This is a genomic window from Novosphingobium sp. CCH12-A3, from assembly GCF_001556015.1.
Classification (GTDB): Bacteria; Pseudomonadota; Alphaproteobacteria; order Sphingomonadales; family Sphingomonadaceae; genus Novosphingobium; species Novosphingobium subterraneum.
Map to the genome: position 1 here is coordinate 94,460 of NZ_LSIA01000254.1, position 8,524 is coordinate 102,983.

Annotated in this window: 8 protein-coding genes, 1 tRNA gene and 1 pseudogene; 5 read left to right on the forward strand and 5 right to left on the reverse strand. The window is 60.0% G+C overall.

All coding sequences use genetic code 11. The annotated features are described in order from the left end of the window. Positions 1-55: 55 nt before the first annotated feature. Entirely contained in the window at positions 56-1,483 is a 1,428-nt protein-coding gene (locus AX703_RS20730) for a M48 family metalloprotease (protein WP_231735644.1), read from the forward strand. A gap of 115 nt (positions 1,484-1,598) precedes the next feature. Here the strand turns inward: AX703_RS20730 and AX703_RS20735 are convergent, their stop codons facing one another. Further along, complete coding sequence (locus AX703_RS20735; RefSeq protein WP_062346830.1) at positions 1,599-1,781, reverse strand: Flp family type IVb pilin; 183 nt, start codon at positions 1,779-1,781, stop codon at positions 1,599-1,601. Positions 1,782-1,881: 100 nt separating this feature from the next. After that, positions 1,882-2,064: a Flp family type IVb pilin gene (locus AX703_RS20740; RefSeq protein WP_156452151.1), complete on the reverse strand. Its 183-nt coding sequence runs from the start codon at positions 2,062-2,064 to the stop codon at positions 1,882-1,884. A 72-nt stretch (positions 2,065-2,136) separates the two neighbouring features. On the opposite strand from AX703_RS20740, the gene AX703_RS20745 reads away from it, so the two are divergent. The 4 genes and pseudogenes from AX703_RS20745 to AX703_RS20760 all read left to right on the forward strand — a co-directional run bounded on the left by AX703_RS20745 (position 2,137) and on the right by AX703_RS20760 (position 5,411). Continuing rightward, a complete protein-coding gene (locus tag AX703_RS20745; protein WP_082734716.1) occupies positions 2,137-2,571 on the forward strand; it encodes a (deoxy)nucleoside triphosphate pyrophosphohydrolase in 435 nt (144 codons plus the stop codon). A gap of 28 nt (positions 2,572-2,599) precedes the next feature. Continuing rightward, positions 2,600-2,676: transfer RNA gene (locus AX703_RS20750), tRNA-Arg, on the forward strand. A 443-nt stretch (positions 2,677-3,119) separates the two neighbouring features. Further along, positions 3,120-4,015, forward strand: a pseudogene (gene pdhA, locus AX703_RS20755) (pyruvate dehydrogenase (acetyl-transferring) E1 component subunit alpha). 1 nt (position 4,016) lies between these two features. Continuing rightward, a complete protein-coding gene (locus AX703_RS20760; protein WP_062346834.1) occupies positions 4,017-5,411 on the forward strand; it encodes a pyruvate dehydrogenase complex E1 component subunit beta in 1,395 nt (464 codons plus the stop codon). 57 nt (positions 5,412-5,468) lie between these two features. On the opposite strand, the gene AX703_RS20765 is transcribed toward AX703_RS20760, so the two are convergent. The 3 genes from AX703_RS20765 to AX703_RS20775 all read right to left on the reverse strand — a co-directional run. Beyond that, positions 5,469-6,143: a TadE/TadG family type IV pilus assembly protein gene (locus AX703_RS20765; RefSeq protein ID WP_062346836.1), complete on the reverse strand. Its 675-nt coding sequence runs from the start codon at positions 6,141-6,143 to the stop codon at positions 5,469-5,471. Continuing rightward, positions 6,140-6,733, reverse strand: coding sequence for a TadE/TadG family type IV pilus assembly protein (locus AX703_RS20770; protein WP_062346838.1), 594 nt, complete (start codon positions 6,731-6,733; stop codon positions 6,140-6,142). Before AX703_RS20770 ends, AX703_RS20765 begins: the two co-directional genes overlap by 4 nt. Then, positions 6,730-8,524 (reverse strand): hypothetical protein (locus tag AX703_RS20775; protein ID WP_231735645.1); only part of this gene is annotated, 1,795 nt, incomplete at its 5' end. The genes AX703_RS20770 and AX703_RS20775, both read right to left, overlap by 4 nt.

Genomic DNA, 8,524 nt, shown 5'->3' on the forward strand with positions numbered 1-8,524 from the left:
GATGCCGTTATTCCGCCGTTCGCGTGCAGCGTTTCTGACTGTGTCAGTCATCGCGATGTCGTCTCTGCCTGCATGTGTCAGTCAAACTGGCAGTCCGGCAAGCGCGCAAGGCGCGACGCAGGCTATCAGCGCAGCCGACAAGAAGCAGGGCGCCGAGGCGCATCCACAACTGCTTCAGGAATTTGGCGGAGCGATGACGGGGGCGCAGGCCACCTATGTCGAAACGGTGGGCAAGAATATCGCGATCCAGTCCGGCCTCAGCAACGCACGCGGTGATTTCACCGTCACCTTGCTGAATTCCCCGGTCAACAATGCCTTCGCCATCCCCGGTGGCTATGTCTACGTAACGCGTCAGCTTGCGGCGCTGATGAACAATGAGGCCGAACTGGCCGGCGTGCTGGGCCATGAAGTCGGTCACGTAGCCGCACGCCACGCGGCCAAGCGCGAAAGCCAGGCGACTCGCAATTCCTTGCTCGGAGCGCTGGGATCGATTCTGTCGGGAGCATTGCTTGGTAACAGCGCCCTTGGTCAGCTTGGCCAGCAGATCTTTTCCACCGGCAGCCAGTTGCTGACTCTCAAGTACTCGCGCGGCCAGGAAACCGAAGCGGACAACCTCGGGATCACCTATCTTCAGCGGGCAGGTTACGATCCTCGCGCAATGTCGACGGTTCTGCAAAGCCTTGCCAACCAGAATGCACTTGATGCCAGCGTGAAGGGGACGACGAATCAGGTGCCGGAGTGGGCCAGCACCCACCCTGATCCGGCGTCCCGCGTGCGGGCAGCATTAACCCGAGCGGGCAACACGACGGGAAGAACGAACCGGGACACCTTCCTCGCTGGCATCAACGGGCTGACCTATGGGGATGATCCTGCTCAAGGCATCGTCGATGGTTCCAGCTTCGTGCATCCCGCTCTGCGGCTTGCCTTCCAGGCACCCAATGGCTTCTACCTCGTAAATGGCACTCGAGCGGTCTCCATCTCCGGGCAAAGCGGGAAGGGCGAGTTTTCGACCGCAGCCTACAGTGGAAATCTCGAGAATTACGTGCGCTCGGTCTTCACCAAGCTTTCCAGCCAACAGCAGCTCGCACCTGCAACGCTTGAACGGACCACGGTCAACGGCATCCCCGCCGTCTATGGCGCGGCACGCGTCAACAGCGGCAATGGGCAAGTTGACGTTGTCGTCTTCGCCTATGAGTTCGGCCCGCAGCAGGCCTATCACTTCACGACCATCAGCCAGGCTGGGCAAGCCTCGCAGTTCGATACCATGTTCCGATCAATCCGGAGAATCAGTGCAACCGAAGCATCGGCGGTCAAGCCTCGCCGGCTGTCGGTGGTAACTGTAAAATCGGGCGACACTGTCGAATCCCTGGCGAAGCGGATGGCCTATACCGACCAGCCGCTGCAACGGTTCCTGGTGCTGAACGGTCTCACTTCCGGCAGCCGGCTCGTCCCGGATCAGAAGGTCAAACTCGTAGTTTACTGATGCTGCCTAGCGCGTGAGGAAGCGCGCTCCTGCGCCACGCACTCAAACGAAAGAAGCGGCCGCATCGCGACCGCCTCTCCGTTTTTAATCGGCTGTGGAGCCGTTCAGCAGGTGCTTACTGCGCAAGCGTGTCTGCGTTGTCCATCTTGCCGCCAACAGTGGTGAACGTGTTCTCCAGCGAGTTGCCCAGCTGGGTCATGGCGCTGATGGCAGCAACAGCGACGAGAGCAGCGATCAGGCCGTATTCGATCGCGGTTGCACCTTCGTTGTTGGCGAGCAGGTCACGGAAAAGCTTCATGTTCGGTCTCCTAGAGGTGGTGCTTCATTCTTCCCGTCCCGCCCCATCTTGTCCCCGGAGCGAGCATTCGTTGTCTTACTTACAAAAAACTAAGGACTGGTTAATCCTTGTTCGTTCGCAAGTCAGTGCGTCGATCTACAGTGACGTACAGGTTATACAGAGCGTCGGAGAAGTTCTTCATGCCAAAGGTGGCAGCAAGGCCGATCAACGAGATAAGTAAACCGTATTCGACAGCTGTAGCGCCGCTCAGGTTACGGAAGATTTTGAGAAGAAGGGTCTTCATTTCCGTTTCCATGGTTGCGGCATAGGTTGGTCTACGCTGGCATTCCTAAGAAAAGGTTGATACGCGCGCGGAATGGAAAGATTCTCGACAGTCATGATCGTCGTGGCGGTTGCGATCCTTGATCGGGAAGGGCGCGTGCTGATGCATCAACGCCCTCCGAACAAGCAGCACGGCGGCCTCTGGGAGTTTCCAGGCGGCAAGGTGGAGGCGGGGGAAAACCTCGCTGCAGCGGTTGTAAGGGAAATCGACGAGGAACTCGGCCTTGCGATCGACGCAGAAGCCCTGTTTCCGATTTCCTTTGCGCATGATGCAGTTGCTTCGAGTTCCCGGCAGATCCTCCTTCTGCTCTATGGCGCGCGAATCTGGAGTGGCGTGGCGATGGCGAAGGAAGCTGGGAGCGCAATCTGCTGGGTAGGCGCCGAGGAACTGGCAGGTCTGCCGATGCCCCCGTTGGACATTCCGCTGGCCCAGGCGGTAATTCCTCTGCTTGGGGGTTGCCAAAGGTGAATCAGCCCCCTAAAGGCGCGTCTCCCAAGCACCCGTAGCTCAGCTGGATAGAGCATCAGACTACGAATCTGAGGGTCGGACGTTCGAATCGTTCCGGGTGCGCCATCACCGTCTCTCGAAAGAGCCCGCCTTAGCGCGGGCTCTTTTCGTTTCTGGCAGTCCATGCATTTGTGCGACCGCGAACTGCGAGCCAAAACGGTTCGCGGAATTTGCATAGGTATCCATAATAGCTTCGTATTGACCGAACAGCGTTGCGAACGGGCTGTGCTAAGGTATAGGCTCGCCTGTGCGTTCCTGACCCTACGGAACCCGAGGCTGCCAGAAAAGGAAACCCAGACTTGGCGAAGTCCCCGAGGCCCAGAGCCAATACATCTGCCACGAAACCAGCCGTTAAGCGTGCGACCACGTCCGTGGTCGGGGCCGAGCCGGTCATTGCGTCCGACGTAGCCGAAGAAGCGACCTTCGCCTTGCGGAGTCTCCAGCAGGCGCATGCGAACAACAAGCGCTACGATGCCAGTGATGAGGAACTGCTGAAGTTCTACGAGCAGATGGTCCTGATTCGCCGCTTTGAAGAGAAGGCGGGCCAGCTCTACGGTCTCGGCCTGATCGGCGGGTTCTGCCATCTCTACATCGGCCAGGAAGCTGTCGCTGTGGGTCTTCAGTCCGCCCTCAAGGAAGGGCACGACAGTGTGATCACCGGGTATCGCGACCATGGCCACATGCTCGCTTACGGCATCGATCCCAAGGTCATCATGGCAGAGCTTACCGGACGCGGCGCTGGCATTTCGCGCGGCAAGGGCGGCTCGATGCATATGTTCAGCACCGAGCACAAGTTCTACGGGGCGCTGGTCTCGCCTTTGCGCACAAATACCGCAACGATGGCGGCGTCTGCATGGCGTACTTCGGCGACGGTGCGTCGAACCAGGGCCAGGTTTACGAAACTTTCAACATGGCGGCGCTGTGGAAGCTGCCGATCATTTTCGTGGTCGAGAACAACGGTTACGCGATGGGGACGGCGGTAAAGCGCGGTTCGGCGGAAACGCACTTCTATCGCCGTGGCACGGCGTTCCGGATTCCGGGCATGGACGTGAACGGCATGGACGTTCTCGAAGTCCGCCAGGCAGCGGAAGTTGCGCTTGAGTACGTCCGCGCCGGCAATGGCCCGGTCCTGATGGAACTCAAGACCTATCGCTACCGTGGCCACTCGATGTCTGACCCTGCAAAGTATCGCAGCCGTGAGGAAGTGCAGGAAATGCGCGACAATCACGATCCGATCGAGGGCGCCAAGGCCGAACTTCTCAAGCGCGGTGTGACCGAGGAGAAGATCAAGGAAATCGACAAGCGCATTCGCCAGGTTGTCGCCGAGTCGGCGGACTTCGCCGAAACATCGCCCGAGCCCGATGTGGCCGAGCTTTATACCGACGTGCTGGTGGAGAACTATTGAGATGGCCATCGAACTGAAGATGCCTGCGCTCTCCCCGACGATGGAGGAGGGCACGCTTGCCAAGTGGCTGGTCAAGGCCGGAGACGAAGTGAAATCGGGTGACATCCTCGCCGAGATCGAGACCGACAAGGCAACGATGGAATTCGAAGCTGTCGACGAGGGTACGATCGGTGAAATCCTCGTGGCTGAAGGCACCGAGGGCGTGAAGGTCGGCACTGTCATTGCGACCATCAAGGGCGAAGATGATTCGGCTGACGCGGCACCTGCAGCTGCAGCCGCACCCGCAGTCGAACAGAAGGCAGCCGAAAGCGAAGCGCCTGCCGGACAGGACGCCAAGGCCAAGGCAGCGGCCGCGATCGCGCCCAAGAGCGATGCCAAGCCGGCCGCCGATCCCGAGCTTCCCGCTGGCACGGCGATGGTTCCGACCACGGTTCGCGAAGCGCTTCGCGATGCCATGGCCGAGGAAATGCGTGCCGACGATCGCGTTTTCGTGATGGGCGAGGAAGTGGCCGAGTACCAGGGCGCGTACAAGGTAACGCAGGGTCTGCTCGAGGAGTTCGGCCCACAGCGCGTCATCGATACCCCCATCACCGAGTATGGCTTTGCCGGTATCGGCGCAGGCGCTGCCATGGGCGGCCTTCGCCCGGTCATCGAGTTCATGACGTTCAACTTCGCCATGCAGGCGATCGATCACATCATCAACTCGGCCGCGAAGACCAACTACATGTCCGGTGGCCAGATGCGCTGCCCGATCGTGTTCCGTGGCCCCAACGGTGCTGCCAGCCGCGTCGGTGCGCAGCACTCGCAGAACTACGGTCCGTGGTATGCCAACGTCCCTGGCCTCGTCGTCATCGCCCCCTATGACAGCGCCGATGCAAAGGGCCTGCTGCGCGCGGCCATCCGCAGCGAGGATCCGGTTGTCTTCCTCGAGAACGAACTGGTCTATGGCCGCACTTTCGACGTGCCGCAGATCGATGATTTCGTCCTGCCGATCGGCAAGGCGCGCATCGTTCGTCCGGGCAAGGATGTCACGATCGTTTCATACTCGATCGGCGTCGGCTTCGCGCTCGAAGCAGCCGAAGTGCTTGCCGCCGAAGGCATCGATGCGGAAGTGATCGATCTTCGCACGCTTCGCCCTCTCGACAAGGAAACGGTTCTCGCCTCGCTGGCGAAGACCAACCGCATGGTCGTGGCCGAGGAAGGCTTCCCGGTCTGCTCCATCGCTTCCGAGATCATCGCGATCTGCATGGAAGAGGGCTTCGATCACCTTGACGCCCCCGTGCTGCGCGTGTGCGACGAGGATGTGCCGCTGCCTTACGCGGCAAATCTCGAAAAGCTGGCCCTGATCGACGCCAGCAAGATCGCGGCTGCCGTGCGGAAGGTCTGCTACCGCTGAAGTGGTGGATCCGCTGAAAGTTCAGGGGCGCCGGAGCGATCCGGCGCCCTTCTGCATTCAGTGGTATCCGTCATAGACGTTGCATCGTGCGATGGGGTTCGGCGCTGCGGCGTTCCGTTGGTAGATCTGGGTCAGGTCCCGATCCGCACGGACGTTGAAAGTTGCGGTGGTCCGTATCACGGCATCGGGTACGAAGCGTTGGCTGACGAGGGGCTGGTACGCGTACTCGATCTCGACGAAAATGACCGCATCGCCTTCGGTCGCGGTCACTTCCTCCCCTGCTGGCCCCATTCCGGACAGCGAGCCGTCGGTTCCCGTTCCCTCACCACCGTACGACGATTGAAAGTTCCGCTTACCCTTGCAGCGCTGCCAGTGGATGTATTGCGTATCTTCAGTGCCGGGCACAACCTCGAGGCTGCTGATGACCACGCGGCCATGCTCGAACAGATCAAGCTTGCCCGCCTGGATGTTGGCGCCAACCAGCAGGTCGTTGATGTCGCTTTCGTAGATCTTCAGGTTTTCGAGCATCGACTCGTCGCCAATGCGTGACCCGTTATCGGCCAGTTGCATGGCAAGCTGGCTGACACGCATATGAGTGATGGCAAGATTGCCCAGTTCCGCTCCCCACAGCCCGAGAGTTAGCACCAGTGGCGCCCCAAGAGCGAGCTCCACCGCCGCGACGCCGGAGCTGTTGCGGACCAGGCCCGCCAGGCGTTCGATAACCCGCTTCATGTACAGTTCCCGAGTTTCGCCCGGCTTTTCTGGGCATCGTAGGGCTGGTTCCGGAGTACCGTGCTGGCGCTGTTGGTCACTGTTTCGCTGAGGCCAATCAATGACGCCATCGGGAATTTGCGACTGTAGGTCATGGTCGCGGTATAGACGACCGCGTCGCGCGCTCCTCCCAGGCCATTGGCGCCTCTGTCGCGATCCCAAGTGCCGCTGCCGTTGGCGTCCTCGTAAGGCTCTCCGTCATCGCAGACGCCGTTTTCGTTGGCGTCGGTATAGTCTTCCTCCAGTCCGATATCCGTGAAGTTTGCATAAGCCTTGCGCGAAAACGCGATGGAAGCGTCGGGGACCACAAGGCGGACCTCTGCCTTTACCGCATCATCAATCGTGGTCAGCGTGCTTGCTGCCCCTTCGACGGTGGAATTGCGCGCGGCGCGCTGCAGCGCCCCTTGCAGCATGGTGTTTGCATATACCGAGTACCCCATGTCGAAGAGCCCCATCAGCAGGAGCACCAGAACAGGAGATACCAGCGCGAATTCCACCGCCGTTGCGCCATCAGTATCAGTACCGATGCTGTGCTGGTTGCGCCTGATCATTGCGCAAGTCTCAGGTCACCGATCGAGCGCGCGATCTTCCGAAAGGCATTCTCCAGTTCTTCGGCATTTTTCGCACTGAAATAGTGCCCGCTGCCGGCACAGTCGGTCATGATCGGGTTGAGATCGGTGCCGAATGCGACGAACCAGACCGTGACGTTGCGCTTCTTCACTTCCTCGCAGACGAAGGAAAACCGCTTTTCGATCGTCTGCGTTAGCGTGAGGGGCGAACTGGGATTCCAGCGCCGCTGCGCGATCGGTTCCACGCCATATGAGCTGTAACTGATGTCCAGCGAGGAGGTCTGCCCGTCAGTCAGGAAGATCAGGTGGCGACTTGTCCTCTGGCGGGTGGAGACATCGGCGTTCTCGGTCGCAAAGATTCCGCTCGGAGACAGCAATCGCGCCGCCCAGATCATGCCGATGTCGTGGTAAGTGCTGCCTGCGGCAACCAGTCCGTCGATGTAGCTGTCAAACGCGGTCTGGTCCCAGACCTGCAGTTTGCGCGCTGACGTGGGGCAGGCTGCGAATCCGGCAATGCCAGGAGCAAGGAACTCGCTGTTGGTGGTGACTTCGCTGGTGGTGAAGCTGCCCGAGCCATCCCAGAGCCTGGCGCGCTCATAGATCATGGCAGGATACATCGGCCGCCACTGCGTGTCAGGCGCGCCCGCGGTCGGCACGGTGTCGATATCGAGATCGAGAGCGCGATCGAGATCGACATTGTCGTAGTCGTCGATCTCGTAGGTGGATCGCTCTTCAATGCAACCGTTAGACGCTGTGCGCCAGTCGCTCGTGTCCTTCAGCACATCCTTGTAGAGCCAGGAACTGCCTGAAGCGAGACTGGGCTCGGTGATATACTTGAAGGTGTCGACGTAGCTTGCGTAGGTCGTGGTGGAAAGCGTGCAGGTACTGCCTGAACGAGAGACGGAGTAGGTGTTGCCGTTCCTCGTACGATTATAGGTGTAGGTTGTCCTTGTGCCGGACGGATTGCTCACTTGGGCGGTCGTCGTGGACATGAGTTGCGTCGACGTTGTCAGCGTATTCGCTGGCGCAGAACACGTATATCCGCCACCGGCCTCTGTCGCGGCAAACGTCGAGGTGGTGGTGTAATAGGTTCCGGAGACCGGAGAGACCGCACTGTAATAGCCATAAAGCCCGCCGCTGCCGCTGGTGCCAACCAGGGTCCGCGATGGATAGCGCCACTGCGGGACGACCCACTCGTCCTTGAGCAAGCCGCCGACGTTCACGTTTGTTGAATAGGGAACGAAGCCGTAGCGAATCCGGCTTTGTGGCTGGCGATTTGCTTCCATGGTGGCGTAGAAGCCCTTCACCACCGATTTCAGCACGGCGATCTTGGGCGAGGTGTCGTCGGGGTTGCTCTCGGCCATCGAGCCGGTGACATCGAGAGCCATCATGATGTCGGTGTTGGGCACGCTCAGTTCGGCGCGGCAATTTACGGAAATGGCAATTTCGTCCTTGCCGAAGAACTGCATGATGTCGGTGGGAAGGATCACGGACGCAATGCCGCCGACGGATTGATCGTCCTCCAGCGTCATCACGAAGTCTCGGTCGACGGAGTTGTAGATGCCGTCGGCAAAGTTCGCGTTGAAGAAGCGCGTGCCCTTGCTGATGACTGCTGCTCCGTCGATGTCCGGGTCGAAGTCCACGATCGCGCCCAGTTCCTTGCGTGCACCCAGGACGCCTGCATCGCAGGCCTGTTGAAGCCGGGATTCCACCAGATAGTCGCCCGTGAAAAACTCTGAAGCCTTTGGGAATGCGTGGGTTTTAGCGGATTTG